The sequence below is a fragment of the Vibrio sp. SCSIO 43135 genome (assembly GCF_023716665.1).
GTDB lineage: Bacteria > Pseudomonadota > Gammaproteobacteria > Enterobacterales > Vibrionaceae > Vibrio > Vibrio paucivorans.
The window spans coordinates 2928953-2947627 of record NZ_CP071859.1 but is presented as its reverse complement, the minus strand read 5'-3'; the positions used below and the strand labels follow the sequence as shown (position 1 = coordinate 2947627).

The following is an 18675-nucleotide window of genomic DNA, read 5'->3' as shown; positions in this document are numbered from 1 at the left end:
ATTTGAGAAATGACTAAACCTACTATTGCACTTGTTCTCGGCGACCCTTCAGGTATCGGTCCTGAAGTGGCAGTAAAAGTATTGGCTGAGGAAGCAAACCGCCAACAAGCGAACATTCTGATCATTGCCGATGAGTATGAACTGCGCAAAGGCATGGACATCGCGCAAGTGTCATTTGATTACGATGTGGTCGACAACTTTGAACAAGCTGATTTCCAGCCGGGTAAGCCGGTATTGTTGAGCTTCTCAAGCTCTCATGCGGATGCCATTGAATACGGCCAAGCCACGCCGCAAGGTGGTACTTATGTTCTGGAAACACTGAAAATTGCTGTTGACCTGACGTTAGCGCACAAAACTCATGGCATCTGTTTCGCACCATTGAACAAGCAAGCGATGAGCATGGCTGGGCTTGCCCATCGTGATGAACTGTCATGGTTTGCAGAATTGACCGACTTCCATGGCTTTGGTTGTGAAGTGAATGTGGTCGATGATATCTGGGCTGGCCGCGTGACTTCGCACATCCCATTCAAAAATGTGGTTGAGAATCTGACGGTAGATTCAGTGCTGGAAACCATCGAATTGATGAACACGACCTTGAAATCAGCAGGCTTTGAGCAGCCTCGTATTGCGGTACAAGCCCTTAACCCACATGGCGGTGAAGGTGGCCTGTTTGGGGATGAAGAAATCACCGTCATTACACCAGCGATTGAAAAAGCGAAGCAGAAAGGCATTCAAGCGTTTGGGCCTTTCCCTGGTGATACCACGATGTGGGTGGTGGGGAAAGAGAACATGAACTCGATTGTATCCATGTATCACGATCAAGGTGCAACTGCACTGAAGATGATGGGCTTTGATCGCGGTGTGACTGTTCAGGGCGGGATCCCAATTCCGATTGCAACAGCAAACCACGGCAGCGCATTTGATATCTACGGCAAGAATGTCGCGTCGACCCCAGCGATGGAAAATGCACTCAAGCTTACCGTTCGTATGGCATCCAGTTACCAAGCAAACAATCAGTAATAGGGCAGGGAAGACGATGAGAACACCAAAAAAATTAATTAATGACCCTATGAATGTCGCTCAGGAGCAGTTCGATGGTTTGCTCTCGGCAATGAATGGAAAATTGGAAGCATTACCGGGGATTACCGCAGCGATGCGCACAGACTTCCCATCGGACAAAGTGGCGATTGTCACAGGTGGTGGTGCAGGACATGAGCCTTTGTTTGCGGGTTATGTTGGCCCGGGTTTGGCGGATGCTGCGGCACTTGGCGATATCTTTGCAGCGCCTGCGCCTAACGTGATTTTACAAACGACGGAAGCGGTCAATAACGGTAAAGGCGTGATTTACATTTACGGTAATTACGCTGGCGACAATATGAATTTCGATATCGCGGCAGAGCTTGCGGATGATGATGACATCAAAACTCACACTATTCGTGTTTGGGATGATGTGGCTTCGGCACCGTTAGACAAAATTCAAGAACGCCGCGGAACTGCGGGTGATTTGTATGTGCTGAAGATCGCTGGCGCGGCTTCTGAGCAATACGATGACTTTGACAAGATTGTTGCGGTAACAGAGCGTGCTCGTGACAACACCCGCTCCATTGGTGTAGCGCTATCGGCAGGCTCGGTGCCACAAACCAACACCTTCAACTTCGAGCTGCCAGACGACGAATTAGAAATCGGTATGGGCCTACATGGTGAGCCGGGGGTATCACGCGAAAAAATGACGTCGGCAGATGAAGTGGTGGATCGCTTAATAGACCAACTGTGTGATGACCTGCCTTACCAATCAGGTGACGATGTCTGTTTGCTAGTCAATAACCTTGGCGCTTCGACTTATATGGAGCTGCTGATTGCAAACCGCCGTGCTCACGTCAAGTTGGCTGAGCGTGGCATCAAAGTACATAACACCTTGGTCGGTAACTACTGTACCTCACAAGAAATGTCAGGTTACTCGATCACTCTTATGAAGCTCGATGACGAGCTAAAAACACTATTTGACCTACCTTGTGAATCATTTGCGTTGAGGAAATAAAGATGGATGCATTAACAGCGAAAAACATGATGGCTTATGTTGCTCAAAAGATGGTTGCAAGTGAGCCAGTATTAACCAAATACGACCAAGCGATTGGTGATGGTGACCATGGCATTGGTATGGAACGCGGCTTCAAAGCGGTTGCAGAGCTTTTAGACGGTGATTACCAGCCGGAAGATGTCAGTAAATTACTGTTGAAAATCGGCTCTACGATGATGGCGACTATGGGCGGTGCGTCCGGTGCGATTTTCGGCACGCTATTTCGCAGCGGTGCGAAGTCAATTAAAGGTGCAACAGAGCTGGATACAGCTACATTATCTACGTTCCTAGCTGGTGGGTTACAAGGGGTTTATGACCGTGGTGGCGCTAAGCCGGGTGATAAAACCATGATCGACGCATTAGTGGCTGCGGTTGAGAAATCAGAACAACTGTCTGGTTCATTAACCGACACGTTACCGGCTATTGCAGAAGCAGCGGCTCAAGGTGTGGAAGCAACCAAAGACATGATTGCAACGACAGGTAAAGCGAAGACACTGGGCGAGCGTTCGCTGGGGCACCCAGATCCAGGTGCGATGTCGATGGCGTTTATTCTGCAGTACATGAATGAATACGCGACTGAGCAGGTTACCGTATGAAGAAGATTTGGGTCGGCACTAGCTGGAAAATGAACAAAGATACGCAAACAGCAGAAGCTTGGGCTTCTGCTGTCTTGCCGTCATTGAAGCATTGCTCGAGTCGCATCCAGCCTTTCGTTATCCCACCTTTCCCTTACCTACAAATGGTGTCCAGTTTGCTCAGCGAACAGCCGATTAGAGTCGGTGTGCAGAATATTTGTTGGCAGGATGAAGGGGCCTACACTGGAGAAGTGTCTCCTCTGATGGCGAAAGACTGTGGTGCGTCGATTGTCGAAATTGGCCACTCTGAGCGTCGTGCTATGTTTGGAGAGACCGATGAAACGGTCAATTTGAAAGTGCATGCTGCATTGCGTCATGGCTTAACTCCACTGGTTTGCGTTGGTGATACTGCGCAAGAGAAGCAATGGGGCGTATCGGCTGAATCTGTCATTCGACAAGTGAAGATTGCATTGTATGACGTTCCTGTTGAGTCGTTAACGCAGGTCGTGATCGCCTATGAACCTGTTTGGGCGATAGGTGAACATGGCGTACCGGCAACGCTAGAAGAAGCGCAAACCATTCATCAAGCGATTCGTTCAGCGCTAGCAGAACTCTATGGTGCAAACGTCTCTCAAAACATGGTTCTGCTGTATGGCGGTAGCGTGAATTTGTCCAATGCTGGTGGCTTAATCGAACAGCCGGATATCGACGGTGTGTTTGTGGGCCGAACCGCATGGGAAGCAGACGGCTACTCAGAGTTACTGAGTATCGCTGAACGCAGCGGCAGTTAGGGGCAGGCATGGAGCAAGTTAAGTTAATGAGCTGGATCATTCTTGGACTAGGGTGTGCCAAGTTGATTGCTGCGATTTCCAAACCCAGAGTGGATTGGGTGAGAAGCTTTGCTTTTACTTATCTTGCACCGTGCTTGTTTTTTTCATCGGTATATCGAACGGATCTGCAGAACCTTCCATCATTGTCGGTATTCGCCACTTACATTGTGTGTTTTGGCGCTGTTTTCTGGGGAGTGAAAGCTTGGCTCGTCGCACAAGGTAATCACACTGTGGCTTCGTCCAATATCAAGGCTGTCGCAGCTTTATATCCTAACGCTGTTGGGGTGGGTGGGCCGCTAGTGTTGGCGCTTTATGGCCCCAAAGCTACTTTAGTGTTGATGGGTGTGATTGTGACGAATCTACTATTGGTTTTACCACTGGTAAATATCTTAATGATTCGCTCGGGGGAGCGGGGGTTTTATAGCTACCGAAAGGTGGCAACTGATCCGATCCTATTGGCCATCGTGTTTGGGTTATTGCTTAACGCGTGGGGTGTTGAGCTTCCGACTCTGTTAATTGATGGTTTATCCATGATTGGTGCGGCCGCTATACCGATTATTTTATTCATCTTAGGCGCGAGTTTGAGCTTTTATTCTCTTCGCTCGCTGATTCAAGAAAAAATAGGCCTATTGCTGGCCATCAAGATTCTTCTATTTCCACTGTTTATCTTGTTATGCGCACAGTATGTGTTCTCTCTCTCGGTTATTGAAATCCAAGTGTTGGTTATTTTGGCCAGCTTGCCGACAGGGTTGAATGTCTACTTGCTATCCGAGCGCTATCAAGTCGCCAAAGAAGCCACCGCTGGAGTCATCCTATTTACCACCGGTTTTTCGCTTATCTCTTTGTTGGGTTGGGAAGTCTTGTTGCAGCAGTGGGTGGTTTAAACAAAGAATTGCTAAAAGGTTGGACACTATGAATGTATTAGAAAGACTAGCCATCAATACGGCTATTTTTGACGGGCATGACCTTAAAACATCGTTAAAAACGATTCGAAACTTGGGAGTAAACCAAGTTGAGTTCGCTTTCAATCAGGGCTACGTCGGTAGCTTAGACAGAGATATGTTCTCTGAAAACCATGCCCAATATTTGTTGTCTCTACTTGAGAAAGAACAACTGACCACACAAGCGTTAGGCTGCACAATGAACTTAGCGTCTCCGTCAGCGATTGAAGATTTTATGATGCGTATTGATTTCGCTCATGCGCTGGGTGTGACCTATTTAAATACCTGTACTGGTCCCATTGCCGATCGCCACATCATTGTCGAAAACCTCAAAGTATTGGCTGAATATGCCAAGGACAAAGGCTGTGTCATCTGTATTGAAAATGGCGGCGACCATAACTTCAACGCGTTTGCGAGCGCGCATGATGGGGTAAGAATTCTGTCGGAAGTGGACAATTCGGCGCTGGCTTTGAATTTTGACCCTGGTAACTCAGTGTCATTGGTGCCGAATCTAAGCCCGAGTGAAGAAGCGCAGATAGCACTGCCGTTTTGCCGCCACTTCCACGTTAAAGACGTTCAAGTGCATGACGACAAGTTCACCTTCCCAGTGCTGGGCGAAGGGGTGATTAACTATCAGCCGATCATGCAGTCTTTGGCGTCGCGACAAATCCCTTTTAGCATTGAAAAACCTTTACGTATGTATCGTCGCAAGGACTCTTTTCCTATTCGTGGGCGCTCACCAGAAAGTATGGAGACCATTGTCTCGGTACTGAGCCAATGCATTGAACACATTAACACTATCACTGACTAAGCGAGCGGTCGTATGCCAATTAGTACAATTGAAGAAATTATTGAAGATTATCGACAAGGTAAAATGGTCATCCTCATGGATGATGAGGATCGTGAAAACGAAGGCGATATCATGATGGCGGCGCAGCATGTGACCGCGCAAGACATCAACTTTATGGCCACTCATGGTCGAGGTTTGATCTGTTTAACTTTGACTAAGCAACGTTGTGAATCGCTCAACCTATTCCCGATGGTTTCTAACCCAACGGAGCCGTGGGCTACAGCCTTTACCGTTTCTATCGAGGCGGCTCAAGGAGTGACAACGGGCATTTCAGCAGAAGACCGAGCTATTACTGTCCAAGCTGCTGTCGCGCAAGGTGCCAAGCCTACTGATTTGGTGACCCCTGGTCATATCTTCCCATTAGCGGCGAAAGAGGGTGGAGTACTCGTTCGTGCAGGCCACACAGAAGCGGGCTGTGATTTAGCAAAGCTCGCGGGTGTTGAACCGGCATCGGTGATCGTAGAGATCCTTAACGAAGATGGCACGATGGCAAGACGCCCTCAACTGGAGGTATTTGCCGAAAAGCATGGCATTAAACTTGGCACGATTGCGGATCTGATTGAATACCGCAATGCAACAGAAACCACCATTGAACGTATTGCCGAGTGCAAACTGCCTACGGAGTTTGGTGAGTTCTCTATGACCACGTATCGCGACACGGTCGATAACCAAGTGCATTATGCATTGAGTAAAGGTGACGTAAATGGCGAACCAACCAATGTACGGGTGCATTTGCAAGATACCTTCAATGATGTGCTGTTTTCGACTCGTGACAGTAAGCAAAGTTGGCCACTGAACAAATCCATGCAAAAGATTGGTGCTGATGGCGGTGTATTGGTGATCTTAGGCCAGCAAGAGTCATCAGAATCGGCGATCGCACGTGTAAAGCACTATCAAGCACTCGACACTGGCGTGAGCGTTAAGCCGAATAAGAAAGATCAAACATCACGCCAAGTCGGTGTCGGTTCGCAGATTTTGGCTGATCTTGGGGTCAGTAAGATGAACTTGCTCTCTTCAGCCGATAAAAAGTATCACGCTTTATCTGGATTTGGCCTAGAAGTGGTGAGCTACGTTGAGCCCTAAATCAGGGGCTAAATAATGCAAAATGGGAGCTTAGAGCTCCCATTTTTTTGTCTTTAGCTTGGGTGCACCAGTAGTGGCGCTAGATGCTAGGCGACGCTTATTCTTGGTCAAGCAAGGTCTCATACACCACAAATGGGGTTTGAGTATCGCCGTAGTAGTAGGTGTCATCGGCTTGAATAGCGACTCTTAGCCAGCTTTCATCAGAGACTGGAGCGGGTAGCGTGACGGTCCAGTTTAAATCGTCGTCAGAGGTGCGCTGCATATCGATAGGTGTGGATTGAGCGTCTAGGCTATCAACTAAGGAAACTTTAATTCCTTGCAGAGGAAGCTTGGCTTTCAGGCTTAAAACCAACTGCTCATCAGTCAAACCTTCTGAGCGAAATTGCACTTTGAATTCGCCATTTTCCATATCACACAAGCCGCTGGTGTAACGGCAGTTAGATTTGCTCAATAGCTTATAAGCTTCGCCTTTCTTGGCGGCATGGGGCTTTTCACTCAGTGCTAGGTCGGTACCAACATAAGCCAAAATAGAGAGAATTGGCGCGACCAGTAAAGCAACGATGAAATGCTTGTTTTTGAACATATTAGCTTCCTTGCGATATGGGGTGTTCTTGGGTGTTTGCTAAATAATAGAGCGTGTTATAATTGAGTTTTTTTGTGTAACTGACTGTTATTTTGAATAAAATACAGCATCGCGCTGAATAAAAAAGCCCCCGAAGGGGCTTTTGTGGTTTGGGTTAGATTTTAGTGGTCTACCGCATCGCCAGCACCTGCTGGTACACGTACGTGTTCAACCAAATCTTTTACTTCTTGCGGCGTTTCTGCAGTTACTTTCGATACTGCGAATGCCACGATAAAGTTAAATACTGCACCAATTGCACCGAATGCGTTTGGCTCAATGCCTAGGAACCAGTTGCTACCCCAGCTTTCTAGGTATTTCCAATCAGCAACGAATAGGATGCCTTTGTGTTGGAATACGTAGAACAGAGTGATACTGATACCTGCGATCATACCGGCAATCGCACCTTCTTTATTGATACCTTTGCTGAAGATACCCATCATCAACGCAGGGAAGATGGAGGATGCGGCCAAGCCAAATGCCAGTGCTACCGTACCTGCGGCGAAACCAGGCGGATTGAGGCCGAGATAGCCCGCGACTGCAATAGCGACCGCCATGGATATCCGGCTGGCGAGCAGCTCTTTCTTCTCGGAGATGTTCGGATTGATTACCCCTTTGATTAAGTCGTGGGATATGGCCGACGAGATTGCCAGTAGTAAGCCTGCTGCGGTAGAGAGTGCTGCTGCAAGACCACCTGCTGCTACAAGTGCGATTACCCAGTTAGGTAGTTTCGCAATCTCAGGGTTCGCCAGTACCATGATGTCACGGTCAACTTTTAGCTCGTTCGTTTCAGGGCTAGAAGTGTATTGGATTTGACCATCACCATTTTTGTCGTCAAAGCCAAGTAGGCCTGTTTTTTCCCAGTTCTTAAACCAGTCAGGACGTTCGTCGTAAGCTAAGTGCTGACCTGGTGCTGGGTTAACTGTATCCATTAGGTTTAGACGAGCCATTGCAGATACTGCAGGAGCAGTTGTGTATAGAATTGCAATGAACACTAGCGCCCAACCTGCAGAGGTACGAGCATCACGTACTTTCGGTACAGTGAAGAAGCGGATGATTACGTGAGGTAGACCCGCCGTACCAATCATTAGAGACATGGTGTAAACGAACATGTTGAGTGTGTCACCCCGAACCTGAGTGGTGTATTCACTAAAGCCGAGTTCGGTGACGACCTGGTCGAGCCGGTCGAGTAGATAGACATCGGTGCCGGCCATGGTACTACCTAAACCAATTTGTGGTAGCGGGTGACCTGTTAGCTGCAGAGAGATAAAGATTGCAGGGATAGTGTAAGCTAAAATGAGTACGCAATATTGAGCAATCTGCGTGTACGTGATGCCTTTCATGCCACCCATTACGGCGTACATGAATACGATACACATACCGATTAGAAGACCAGTAGAGTAATCCACTTCTAAGAAGCGACCAAACGCAACACCAACACCTTTCATCTGACCGATAACGTAGGTGACCGATGCAATGATAAGACACACAACGGCAACGATACGTGCGGTGTTAGAGTAAAAACGCTCACCCACGAACTCTGGTACTGTGAACTTACCAAACTTACGTAGGTAAGGCGCTAGAAGCAGAGCAAGTAGTACATAGCCACCTGTCCAGCCCATAAGGAATACGCTACCGCCGTAACCCATAAAGGCAATTAAGCCTGCCATCGAAATGAATGATGCGGCTGACATCCAGTCGGCTGCGGTTGCCATACCGTTAGCGATAGGGTTAACACCACCACCGGCAACGTAGAACTCTTTGGTTGAACCAGCACGCGCCCAAATGGCGATACCGATATAAAGGATAAATGTGGCACCTACTACGAGGTAGGTGATTGTTTTCAAATCCATCTGAGTGACTCCTTACTCATCTACGCCGAATTCACGGTCAATTTGGCGCATTTTCCACGCGTAGTAGAAAATAATACCTAGGAAGGCATAGATTGAGCCTTGTTGAGCAAACCAGAAACCCAGTTTGTAACCGCCTAGTTGAAATTGGTTGAGCTCTTCTACGAATAGAATGCCGCAACCGAACGACACTACAAACCAAATCACCATTAGACTGATCATCAGTTTGACGTTCTTGTCCCAGTAGGCCTTGGCGCGTTCTTGACTATCAAATGCCATTGCCGTCTCCTTACGATGTTGTGTTGTTAACAAAATGTTTCACAATCTACAATAGCAAGGGTGTGGCAAGGATTCTTTTCAACTTTAGTCGTGTGAGCAAAAACAAAAAGATAATAAAAATTAGAGGTTTATCTCTTATTGATAGAAAACTGTGATGTTAACTGTGTGTTAAATTAGCCAAAGGTCTAATACGCTGTGTTAGATGAATATTCATTTTTGCGAGTTTTAATTCACCGTTTGTTTGCATATGCTGACAATTTGCTGTTACTGCCATTAGCGGAAATTATGTATAATGACCATTAAGGTAGGTTATTGAATTTTATTGGTTTTTTATTTAGGTGCTGGAGGTGTCGATTTGACTGTAGAGATGATTAACGGGTTATTTCTTACTGGGGCATTATTGCTTGTTATTAGTGTTCTATTCAGTCAACTGTCTTCGCGCCTTGGCGTTCCTATCTTATTGATGTTTTTGTTTGTCGGCATGATGGCAGGGCAAGATGGCCCTGGTGGTATTGAGTTCGACAGCTATTCCACCACTTACCTCGTAAGTAACCTTGCTCTGGCGATCATTCTGCTTGATGGCGGTTTGCGTACTCGAGTCGCAAGTTTCAAAGTGGCGTTTTGGCCATCCTTTTCCTTAGCGACGGTAGGAGTGTTTTGTACCACTCTGTTTACCGGATTGTTGGCGACGTGGCTGTTTGATCTGAGTTTGCTGCAAGGCCTGCTATTAGGTGCAATTGTCGGCTCTACTGATGCGGCTGCGGTATTCTCGCTTCTTAAAGGCCGCAGTATCAACGAGCGCGTTGGTGCGACACTGGAAATCGAATCGGGCACCAATGACCCGATGGCGGTGTTTCTCACCGTTACCTTGATTGCAATATTAGCTAACCCAGACGTGAGCTTAGGCATGGACTTTGTCGCCCTAAGTTTTGCTCTTCAGTTTGGGATAGGTATTGCCCTCGGACTTGGTGGCGGTTGGTTAGCGCTGCAGGTGATTAACCGAATCAGCCTACCAGAAGGCCTATACCCGATATTGGTAACCGGTTTTGGTGTCGGATTGTTCGCGCTGTCTAATACCTTTGGTGGTAGTGGTATTTTAAGTATCTACCTGTTTGGCTTACTGCTGGGTAATTTGCCGACTCGTTCTCGCCATTCGATTTTGAATGTCATGGATGGCCTGACTTGGTTTAGCCAAATCATCATGTTCGTTGTACTTGGCTTATTGGTGAACCCGAAAGATCTGACTGAGATTGCATTGCCAGCATTGGCATTAGCCTTTGGTATGATCTTGTTTGCTAGGCCGTTGGCGGTGTGGCTCAGCCTGTTGCCGTTTCGCAAGTACCAAAGCCGTGAGCGCTGGTTCTTAAGTTGGGTAGGGTTACGTGGCGCAGTGCCTATCATCCTTGCTGTGTTCCCTTTGATGGCCGGTTTACCCAATGCACAAACCTATTTCAATATTGCGTTCTTCGTGGTGATGGTGTCGCTGGTGGTGCAAGGCGCAAGCCTCACTCGTGCAGCGAAGATCGCCAAAGTCGAATTGCCTCCTCAGCCAGAGCCTGTCTCTCGTGCTGGCGTTGAGATCTTTCCTACCAGCGACTGGGAGCTGTACGTCTACCGCCTAGAAGCCGAAAAGTGGTGTATTGGTGAGCCTCTACGCAAACTAGCAATGCCGACTGGAACTCGTATTGCCGCCCTATTTAGAAAGCAAACCTTACTGCATCCATCGGGCAGTACAGTGCTGGAGGCTGGTGACACGTTATGTGTACTTGGCCGAGAGGCAAACCTCCCACAGTTGAGTGAGCTATTTAGTACCGCACCTTTGGCTGAAGAGCAGAGCCGTTTCTTTGGTGACTTCTTCTTTAATGTTGATGTGCTACTCAAAGACATAGCCTGCATTTATGGTGTGGTGTTGCCAGAGGGCTATCAGGTAAAAACGCTTAAAGAGTTGGCAGCAGAACATTTGGCTGAGCAGGCAGTATTGGGTGACCACTTTGAATGGCAAGGGCTACAGTTCGTAGTGTCTCAAGTAGACGACTATCAAGTGACTCAACTTGGGCTCTGCTTACCTGAGTCAAACGAAAAAGGCGAGTAACTCAGTTACTCGCCCTACAAAGCTTACTGTAATTTAGCGTGCTGTTATTCGTTTACTTCAGACAACAAGATCACCGCTTGAGTACGGTTTTTTACGCCTAATTTGCGGAATATTGCCGTCATATGCGCTTTAATTGTCGCCTCTGAAACATTGAGTTCATAGGCGATTTGTTTATTCAACAAGCCATCAGACAACATCCCTAATACCTTGTATTGCTGCGGCGTTAGAGCAGCTATCTTTTCTGCTAAATCATTACATGCTGCGTTGTTGGTAATCAGCCCTTCTGGGAAGAAGGGTTCGCCATTGAGTACTTGGTTTAGTGCGCTAACGAGTTCGCGCATATCGCTCGACTTAGGGATAAAACCAAATGCACCATGACTTTTCACCTGAGTGACGACTGCGGCTTCTTCACTCGCTGAAACAACAACAATAGGTAAATCTGGATACTCGGCACGTAAGTGTATAAGCCCTGACATACCATTGGCGCCTGGCATTTTCAGGTCGAGCAGCAATAAGTCTGGCTCTTCTTCTTTTTCCAGTAGTGCCAGCAAAGCGTCGAGGGAGTCGGCCTCAAGTAAATTAGCGCCGCTTACCGCCATATGAACTGACTGGAAAAGCGCGTTACGAAAAAGGGGATGATCATCAGCAATGATGATGGAGTAGGTCGAATCCATGACGTAAAATACTTTTGATAATAAAGTTAAATAAATTATTGTCCCCTTTGCGTTTGCGGACAATATTTATGCACTAAAAGTCTGAACTGTATCGACTTTTATATGGCAGCTGATCCATATCTATCACCTGTTTGAATGGCTAAACTCGAACAGGTGATAGGGTGGATAGAAGTTAGAGCTGGTGGTCGTTGATGTGCTGCAAAAATGGCTGTGCTTGCATAAAGCCAGTCACACGTGCGTTTGAAACATGCTCGCCGTTGGCATTCCAAAACTCGATGGTAGGTAAGCCAAGAACATTCATACGCTTGAGTAATTCAATATCTTGAGGTTGGTTACGGGTGACATCCGCTTGCAGCAGAACAAATTGTTCCAATTTGGCTTCCACATCGGCTTGGTGGAAGGTGTACTTCTCAAACTCTTTACACGCGACACACCAATCGGCATAGAAGTCGAGCATGACCGGTTTTCCTGCCAGCTTTGCTTGTTCCAATTGCTGTTCGAGTTCGCTGACGTTATTGATGCGGATAAACTCGATACGGTTGGTTTGCTCTACCACCGCATCTTTTGCGAACCAGTAATTCAGCGCAGGCTGTGCGGAGGCAAATAGCCCGAGGAAAGCAATGATGCCCACCACGCTCTGCTTCCAGCCACCAAACGGCAGTTTGTTTTTGATGTGGTATAGCCAGCCAAAGGCGATGAAACCAAGCAGTGACCACAATGCCGTTGCCCATAGCGCCGGAAGAATACGCTCGAGTAAGAAAATGGGTGCCGCAAGTAGGATAAAACCAAATAGGGTTTTCACTACGTCCATCCAACCGCCTGCTTTCGGCAGTAGTTTGTTGCCAAATACAGCGGCCAACATCAATGGAATCCCCATTCCCATCGCTAAGGCGTACAAGGCGATACCACCAGTGAGTAGGTCACCACTTTGTGCCACATACAACAGTGCCCCGGATAATGGTGCGGTGGTGCAAGGGGAGCAGACTAAACCCGAAATCGCTCCCATAGCGAATACACCTAGGCTACTACCGCCTTTTTGTTTATTACTGAGGTTATTTAGCCATGTTTGCATACCACTTGGCAGCTGCAGGCTATAGACACCAAACATAGACAGAGCGAGCGCAACAAACAGTATGCTCAGGCCAATCAATACATATGGGTGCTGCATAGCAGCTTGGAATTGCATCCCAGCGGAAGCGACGACTAGACCTAGTAGTGTGTAGGTGAGCGCCATGCCTTGAACATAAATGAACGATAACCCCAGTGCGCGGCGGTGGCTGAGTTTGCCACTACCCAACACAATGCTGGTCAAAATTGGGTACATCGGCAGCACACAAGGCGTAAACGCAAGGCCAACACCCAGAGCGAGAAACAGCAGTGGCGTCCACCAGTTGTCTGCTAAGTTGCTCGCTAAGCTGTCTTGCTGAGAGGTTGGAGCTGGAGTGACAGTCTGTTTAGATTCGGTTGCTGTTGCAGCGTCGACGATAGGCTGAGCGACCTGATTTTGGTCGTTAAACTCAAAGCTACTGATCGGGATGAGTCGAGTTTCAGGCGGATAACAGAATCCGGCTTTGGCGCACCCTTGGTACTGAACAATTAGGTTTGCCCCTTCTTGGTGTTCAATCAATGGCACTTCGATCAAAAGCGGTTCGGTGTAAATATTGACCTTGCCAAAAAATTCATCCTCATATGGCTGACCATCACGCATTTGGTACTCACCAATCATCAGGTTTTCACCTGTGATAGAAACTCGTGACTGATAGAGGTAGTAGTCTTTTTTCACTTGCCAATCGAGATAGACTTTGTCGCCTTGCTGGTAGTAATTGAATGGAAACGCTTGATCCACCGGCACAAAGGTATTGTTGCTTGGAGCAAAGCTAGGTGTGTCGTTATTACCAAACAGCGCAAGTGCAGGCTGAGAAAATATCGATAAACAAAGAATCAGTAATGTGGCAAGTAAACGCATACAAACAGTCTTGAAAGAATCATTGGGGGTATCTTAACTCAATCAGACCCATGAAAGGTGCGATAAGTTTCACCCAATATAAAACTGGCCTGAATAATCAGGCCAGTAATCAAGTGCTTGGATTTGAATACTAAGTACGCTTATCTGACGCCCAGCCTTGCTCGCACAACGGCTTCACAAGCATCTATCTTAGCGATGTCTTTAGGAATAATGAGCACGGTATCGTTGCCACCAACTGTACCTAAAATTTCAGTATGTGGGTCGATATCAACTAATCGTGCAACTAACTGAGCGCTACCGGGGTGAGTTTTGACTACCACTGTCGATTGATTATGTGTGATGAACTCTATTTGCGAGGCAATCGAGGATTCGACTCGAACAGGGGCATTTTCCACCGTGATGCAATAAACCTTTTTGCCGCATGCGTTTTGTACTTTCACGACGCCAAGTTGTGAAAGTAAACGAGATACAGTGGATTGACTAATACCTTCAAAGCCAATCTCTACCAGCTTTTGTCTTAGGTCGTTTTGGGTCGCAAAGCTTTGCTGTTGTAATAAGCGCTTACATGCAGCGGTGAGAGTTTTATCTTCAGCAGTACACAAGGAACCGTGTTCTAGTGTGTCGTTCACGGGTACCTCCTTAAATTGACGTTTGGGTGTCGCCAGTCCTTAGCGCTTTTGGGCACTCTATCAACCCATAGAGTGTGGATATCAGATTGAGCCAGACCATTTGGTGGTGGTGTATTATTGTTTGTCGTTTGAGTGTAACACTAAAGGGGGAGGGGCTTTTTGAAGGGGATCACCAAATAAATAACTGATTTATCATGGTGTGATTAGTGAAATAATCTATTGATTTGGATAATTATTCCGGTGTTGGAATAATTATCCAAGTTCGAGCTGAGATATTCTTAGTAAAGAGTCTCGTACTCAGGCTTAGCGCAGTTCAGTCACGATCTCGCGAGAGAATACTTTTTCACAGTAGTGACATTTTAGCTGCACGTTATCTTGCTTTTCCTGAACGTTAAAGCGACTTTCGACTGGTTCACCATGAGAAATGCAGTTGCTGTTTGGGCATTCAAACACATTGGTAATGCTTTCTGGCAGAACAAGATTCAGTTTGTTGACCACCTTGTATTCTTCAATTTGGTTCACTGTCGCTTTTGGCGCGTAAAGAGCCAACTGATTCGCTTGCTCTTTGGTGAGGTAGACGTTTTCTATCTTGATCAGATCTTTTGCGCCCAGCGCTGAAGACGGCAGGTTAAGTCCTATCGTAATGCGTTGATTGGTCTTGTGCATCTTGAATAATTTCAGAACCTTAATACCAATATGCGCAGGAATATGATCGATTACTGAACCGTTGCGAATCGCTTCTACCTGTAGTTGAGTTTGCTTCATCATGATTTCTCTCCTGCGATTAAAGGGTGGAATTAAGAACAAGTGCCAGTAAGGCTTCACGTGCGTAAACGCCGTTTTCGGCTTGTTCGAAATAATAAGCGTGCTTGGTCTTATCTACGTCGGTGGTGATTTCATCCACGCGAGGCAGTGGGTGAAGCACTTTCAGGTTGTCACGCGCGTCAGTTAGTGTGTCTGCGGTGAGAATAAATGCCGACTTGATATGGGCGTATTCTGATTCATCAAAACGCTCTTTTTGTACTCGTGTCATGTACAGCACATCCAGTTCAGGTACCACCTCTTCAATATTGCTGTGGGTGCTGAAAGCAATGCCAGTTTCTTCAAGTTCTTCACAGATGTAATCAGGCATCGCTAACGCATCTGGAGCGATAAAGAAGAAACGGACGTTATTGAACTTAGCTAGCGCTTGAGTCAGTGAATGTACGGTACGGCCGTATTTCAAATCGCCAACGAATGCGACATTTAGGTTGTCTAGCGTGCCTTGAGTTTCGTAGATAGAAAATAGATCCAGCAGGGTTTGCGTTGGATGCTGGTTAGCACCGTCGCCGCCATTGATGATAGGCACACCATTAGAAAACTCTGACGCTAAACGTGCAGCACCTTCTTGCGGGTGACGCATAACAAAGGCATCCACATAAGACGCAATCACTTGTACTGAGTCTGCTAGCGTTTCTCCTTTCTTAGCGAGAGAAGTGTTGCCCCCGTTATCAAAGCCAATCACGCTGCCACCTAAGCGTTCAACTGCAGTTTCGAATGACAGGCGAGTACGAGTGGAAGGCTCAAAGAAACAGCTAGCGACGACTTTGTTTTTCAATAGCTCTGGGTTTGGCTCAGCTTTTAATCGCGCTGCAGTATCGACAATAAGTTCCAGCTCGGTACGGCTGAGTTCTGGGATGGAGATAATGTGCTTTTTATATAACGAATGCGCCATAACAGTATTTCCTCGACTCGAATAAACGTATGTGACAGGTAAAAAAAAGCCCCCTTAAAAAGGAGGCTTCAAAATAGAATTAATAGAGAAAATGAAACAGGCAGCGACCCTAGTTCAGGGCGCTTTTTGTAACCAAGGCAAATGGCTATAGACGGTTTCATTGTTCTCTCCTAAGACAAATTGCGGAGGATTATACGGACAAAAAAACGCCACGCAAGCGTTTGCGAAAAGTATCCAGAAATTAGATTTTTATGCGAATTTCGCATCTTTTCGAAACTTTTAATCAACCTTTGCTAGATCTTGCTTGAGGGCGTTTTCATCACAAATCTCGCTAATGCTCGATGAAAAAAAATGCGGGCTTTATTCAGACGAATTCGAGAAGAGTCATCATGCCACCCACATTTCCCTGCAGATTAGTCGCCTAGAGTAGCAACCATGACTGCCTTGATGGTGTGCATGCGGTTTTCCGCTTCATCGAATACGATAGAGTAGTCCGACTCAACCACTTCATCTGTTACCTCAACCCCATCTTTTAGCTGAGGGTATTCTGCTGCGAGCTGTTTACCCACAGTGGTATCTTCACCGTGGAAAGCAGGTAGGCAGTGCATGAATTTCACATGTGGGTTACCGGTTGCTTTTAGCATTGCCATGTTCACTTGGTAAGGCATCATTAAATTGATTCGCTCAGCCCATGCTTCTTTTGCTTCACCCATCGATACCCATACATCTGTGTACAGGAAGTCACAGCCTTGAACGCCTTCTTGTACGTCGTCAGTTAGAGTGATTTTCGCGCCTGTTGTTTCCGCGATTTCACGACATTGTGCTACGAGCGCTTCTTCTGGCCAGAACTGTTTAGGTGCAACTAGGCGGATGTCCATACCCATTTTCGCTGCGCCAACCATTAGCGAGTTACCCATGTTGTTACGTGCGTCGCCTAGGTAAGCAAACGTCATTTCATGCAGTTGTTTGCCACGGCCATGTTCCATCATAGTTAGGAAGTCAGCTAGGATTTGAGTAGGGTGGAACTCGTCTGTTAGGCCATTCCATACTGGTACACCAGCGTATGCGCCTAGTTCTTCCACAATCTCCTGACCAAAGCCACGGTACTCGATGCCGTCGTACATGCGGCCCAGTACGCGAGCCGTATCTTTCATCGATTCTTTGTGGCCGATTTGAGAGCCAGATGGGCCTAAGTAAGAAACTTGTGCTCCTTGATCAAACGCAGCTACTTCAAATGCACAGCGAGTACGCGTTGAGGTTTTTTCGAAGATCAGCGCGATGTTTTTGCCTTTGAGGCGAGGTTGCTCATAACCGTTGTATTTCGCTTTTTTAAGCTCCGCAGATAGATCCAACATGTGCTGGATTTCACGTGGAGTAAAGTCTAGTAATTTTAGGAAGTTACGGTTGCGTAGGTTAAAAGCCATGATGTTTTCCTTCTTATGTTTTAAGGGCGCTTTCTCGTTTGCAGGGAAAGAGGTAAGAAAGCGCACCGTGTTTATCTAAAATTTTGCAATCAGCGGTGACTAGCCTTTGGTGATATTGGTACCGGCTTCACCTTGAAGAATGCGTAAGCCATCTTCTAATGAGCCAATACCGACGACTTTTCCGCCCTGTTTGATGAATTCGCACGACGCTTCAATTTTTGGCCCCATTGAGCCTGCATCGAACTGATATTTCGCCAACTCTGTTGGGGTGGTGCTTCGAAGTGCGTGTTGAGTGGGTTTACCCCAGTCGAGGTACACCGCTTCGGCATCGGTAAGGATCAACAGTGCATCCGCATCTAATTGCTTGGCTAGGAATGCAGCGGACATATCTTTATCAATAACCGCTTCTACACCAACAAGCTTCCCGTGCTCCTTTTTGACCGGAATACCGCCTCCACCTGTACAGATCACTAAGTGACCTTCGTCGATCAACTTGGTGATCGCTTGATGCTCAACGATGCCTGTTGGTTGTGGGCTAGGAACGACACGGCGGAAATGCTGCCCGTCTGGTTTGATTGTCCAGTGGTATTTTTCAGCCAGTTCACGTGCTTCAGCTTCTTCATAGATCGGGCCGATCGGTTTGGTTGGATCTGCAAATGCAGGATCATTGGGATCGACGGTCATTTGAGTCAGCATGCAGGTGGCATTGATGTCAGGCATTTGGTTTTTGAACTCTTGCATCAGCATGTAGCCGATCATGCCTTGAGTCTCACTGCCCAATACGTCTAATGGGTAAGGCGCCACTTTTTTGTATTCCAAACCTTGCAAGGCCAATAAGCCAACTTGTGGGCCGTTACCGTGCACTAGCACCACATTGTATTCTTTGGCAATTTCAGAAATGGTTTTAACTGCGACTTCGATATTGTGACGTTGAACTTCGGCTTCGAGAGGCTCACCGCGACGGAGTAGGGCGTTTCCACCCAGAGCGACAACAACAGTTTGTTTACTCATGGTTTTATCTCTTTTTTGTGCTAGGTGCGATATTCCGCACCCAGCGATAAGTTAGCAATCA

At 47.0% G+C, this 18675-nt stretch carries 18 protein-coding genes; 8 read left to right on the top strand and 10 right to left on the bottom strand.

The genetic code is table 11. The features are described 5' to 3' along the window. Positions 1-9 precede the first annotated feature (9 nt). Genes J4N42_RS13185 through ribB form a run of 7 tightly spaced genes read left to right on the top strand, consistent with a single transcriptional unit; the run spans position 10 to position 6356 of the window. Entirely contained in the window at positions 10-1020 is a 1011-nt protein-coding gene (locus J4N42_RS13185; protein ID WP_252028591.1) for a 4-hydroxythreonine-4-phosphate dehydrogenase PdxA, read from the top strand. 16 nt (positions 1021-1036) lie between these two features. Beyond that, on the top strand, positions 1037-2038 hold the full coding sequence (locus tag J4N42_RS13180) for a dihydroxyacetone kinase subunit DhaK (protein WP_252028589.1): 1002 nt from the start codon (positions 1037-1039) through the stop codon (positions 2036-2038). A 2-nt stretch (positions 2039-2040) separates the two neighbouring features. Next, entirely contained in the window at positions 2041-2673 is a 633-nt protein-coding gene (gene dhaL, locus J4N42_RS13175; protein WP_252028588.1) for a dihydroxyacetone kinase subunit DhaL, read from the top strand. Beyond that, positions 2670-3443, top strand: coding sequence for a triose-phosphate isomerase (locus tag J4N42_RS13170; protein WP_252028587.1), 774 nt, complete (start codon positions 2670-2672; stop codon positions 3441-3443). The genes dhaL and J4N42_RS13170 overlap by 4 nt, the downstream gene beginning before the upstream one ends. A gap of 8 nt (positions 3444-3451) precedes the next feature. Continuing rightward, the gene (locus tag J4N42_RS13165) at positions 3452-4366 is read left to right on the top strand and encodes an AEC family transporter (RefSeq protein ID WP_252028586.1); all 915 of its coding nucleotides are present in this window, start codon (positions 3452-3454) and stop codon (positions 4364-4366) included. A 28-nt stretch (positions 4367-4394) separates the two neighbouring features. Beyond that, the gene (locus J4N42_RS13160) at positions 4395-5234 is read left to right on the top strand and encodes a sugar phosphate isomerase/epimerase family protein (protein WP_252028585.1); all 840 of its coding nucleotides are present in this window, start codon (positions 4395-4397) and stop codon (positions 5232-5234) included. 12 nt (positions 5235-5246) lie between these two features. Next, positions 5247-6356, top strand: a complete 1110-nt coding sequence (gene ribB, locus J4N42_RS13155; RefSeq protein ID WP_252028584.1) for a 3,4-dihydroxy-2-butanone-4-phosphate synthase — start codon at positions 5247-5249, stop codon at positions 6354-6356. A gap of 97 nt (positions 6357-6453) precedes the next feature. On the opposite strand, the gene J4N42_RS13150 is transcribed toward ribB, so the two are convergent. The 3 genes from J4N42_RS13150 to J4N42_RS13140 all read right to left on the bottom strand — a co-directional run bounded on the left by J4N42_RS13150 (position 6454) and on the right by J4N42_RS13140 (position 9104). Continuing rightward, a complete protein-coding gene (locus tag J4N42_RS13150) occupies positions 6454-6939 on the bottom strand; it encodes a hypothetical protein (RefSeq protein WP_252028582.1) in 486 nt (161 codons plus the stop codon). Between the two features lie 161 nt (positions 6940-7100). Next, positions 7101-8828: a sodium:solute symporter family protein gene (locus J4N42_RS13145; protein ID WP_252028580.1), complete on the bottom strand. Its 1728-nt coding sequence runs from the start codon at positions 8826-8828 to the stop codon at positions 7101-7103. Positions 8829-8840: 12 nt separating this feature from the next. Then, positions 8841-9104 carry a DUF4212 domain-containing protein gene (locus J4N42_RS13140; protein WP_252028578.1) on the bottom strand — a complete coding sequence of 88 codons (264 nt, stop codon included), beginning with the start codon at positions 9102-9104 and terminating at the stop codon, positions 8841-8843. Between the two features lie 367 nt (positions 9105-9471). Between J4N42_RS13140 and J4N42_RS13135 the strand changes: the two genes are divergently transcribed. Further along, positions 9472-11196, top strand: coding sequence for a potassium/proton antiporter (locus J4N42_RS13135; protein ID WP_252030848.1), 1725 nt, complete (start codon positions 9472-9474; stop codon positions 11194-11196). Between the two features lie 44 nt (positions 11197-11240). Here J4N42_RS13135 and J4N42_RS13130 read toward each other — a convergent pair whose 3' ends face one another. The 7 genes from J4N42_RS13130 to arcC form a co-directional block, all read right to left on the bottom strand. After that, positions 11241-11870 (bottom strand): response regulator, encoded by a 630-nt coding sequence (locus J4N42_RS13130; protein ID WP_252028576.1) that lies wholly within the window; start codon positions 11868-11870, stop codon positions 11241-11243. 172 nt (positions 11871-12042) lie between these two features. Beyond that, on the bottom strand, positions 12043-13836 hold the full coding sequence (locus tag J4N42_RS13125; RefSeq protein WP_252028573.1) for a protein-disulfide reductase DsbD: 1794 nt from the start codon (positions 13834-13836) through the stop codon (positions 12043-12045). A gap of 140 nt (positions 13837-13976) precedes the next feature. Then, positions 13977-14465, bottom strand: a complete 489-nt coding sequence (locus J4N42_RS13120; RefSeq protein ID WP_252028571.1) for an arginine repressor — start codon at positions 14463-14465, stop codon at positions 13977-13979. A 303-nt stretch (positions 14466-14768) separates the two neighbouring features. Continuing rightward, positions 14769-15233, bottom strand: a complete 465-nt coding sequence (gene pyrI / locus J4N42_RS13115) for an aspartate carbamoyltransferase regulatory subunit (protein WP_252028568.1) — start codon at positions 15231-15233, stop codon at positions 14769-14771. 16 nt (positions 15234-15249) lie between these two features. Beyond that, a complete protein-coding gene (gene pyrB / locus J4N42_RS13110) occupies positions 15250-16179 on the bottom strand; it encodes an aspartate carbamoyltransferase (RefSeq protein ID WP_252028566.1) in 930 nt (309 codons plus the stop codon). Positions 16180-16592: 413 nt separating this feature from the next. Next, entirely contained in the window at positions 16593-17603 is a 1011-nt protein-coding gene (locus tag J4N42_RS13105) for an ornithine carbamoyltransferase (RefSeq protein WP_252028564.1), read from the bottom strand. Positions 17604-17702: 99 nt separating this feature from the next. Continuing rightward, positions 17703-18614 (bottom strand): carbamate kinase, encoded by a 912-nt coding sequence (gene arcC / locus J4N42_RS13100; RefSeq protein WP_252028562.1) that lies wholly within the window; start codon positions 18612-18614, stop codon positions 17703-17705. Positions 18615-18675 lie beyond the last annotated feature (61 nt).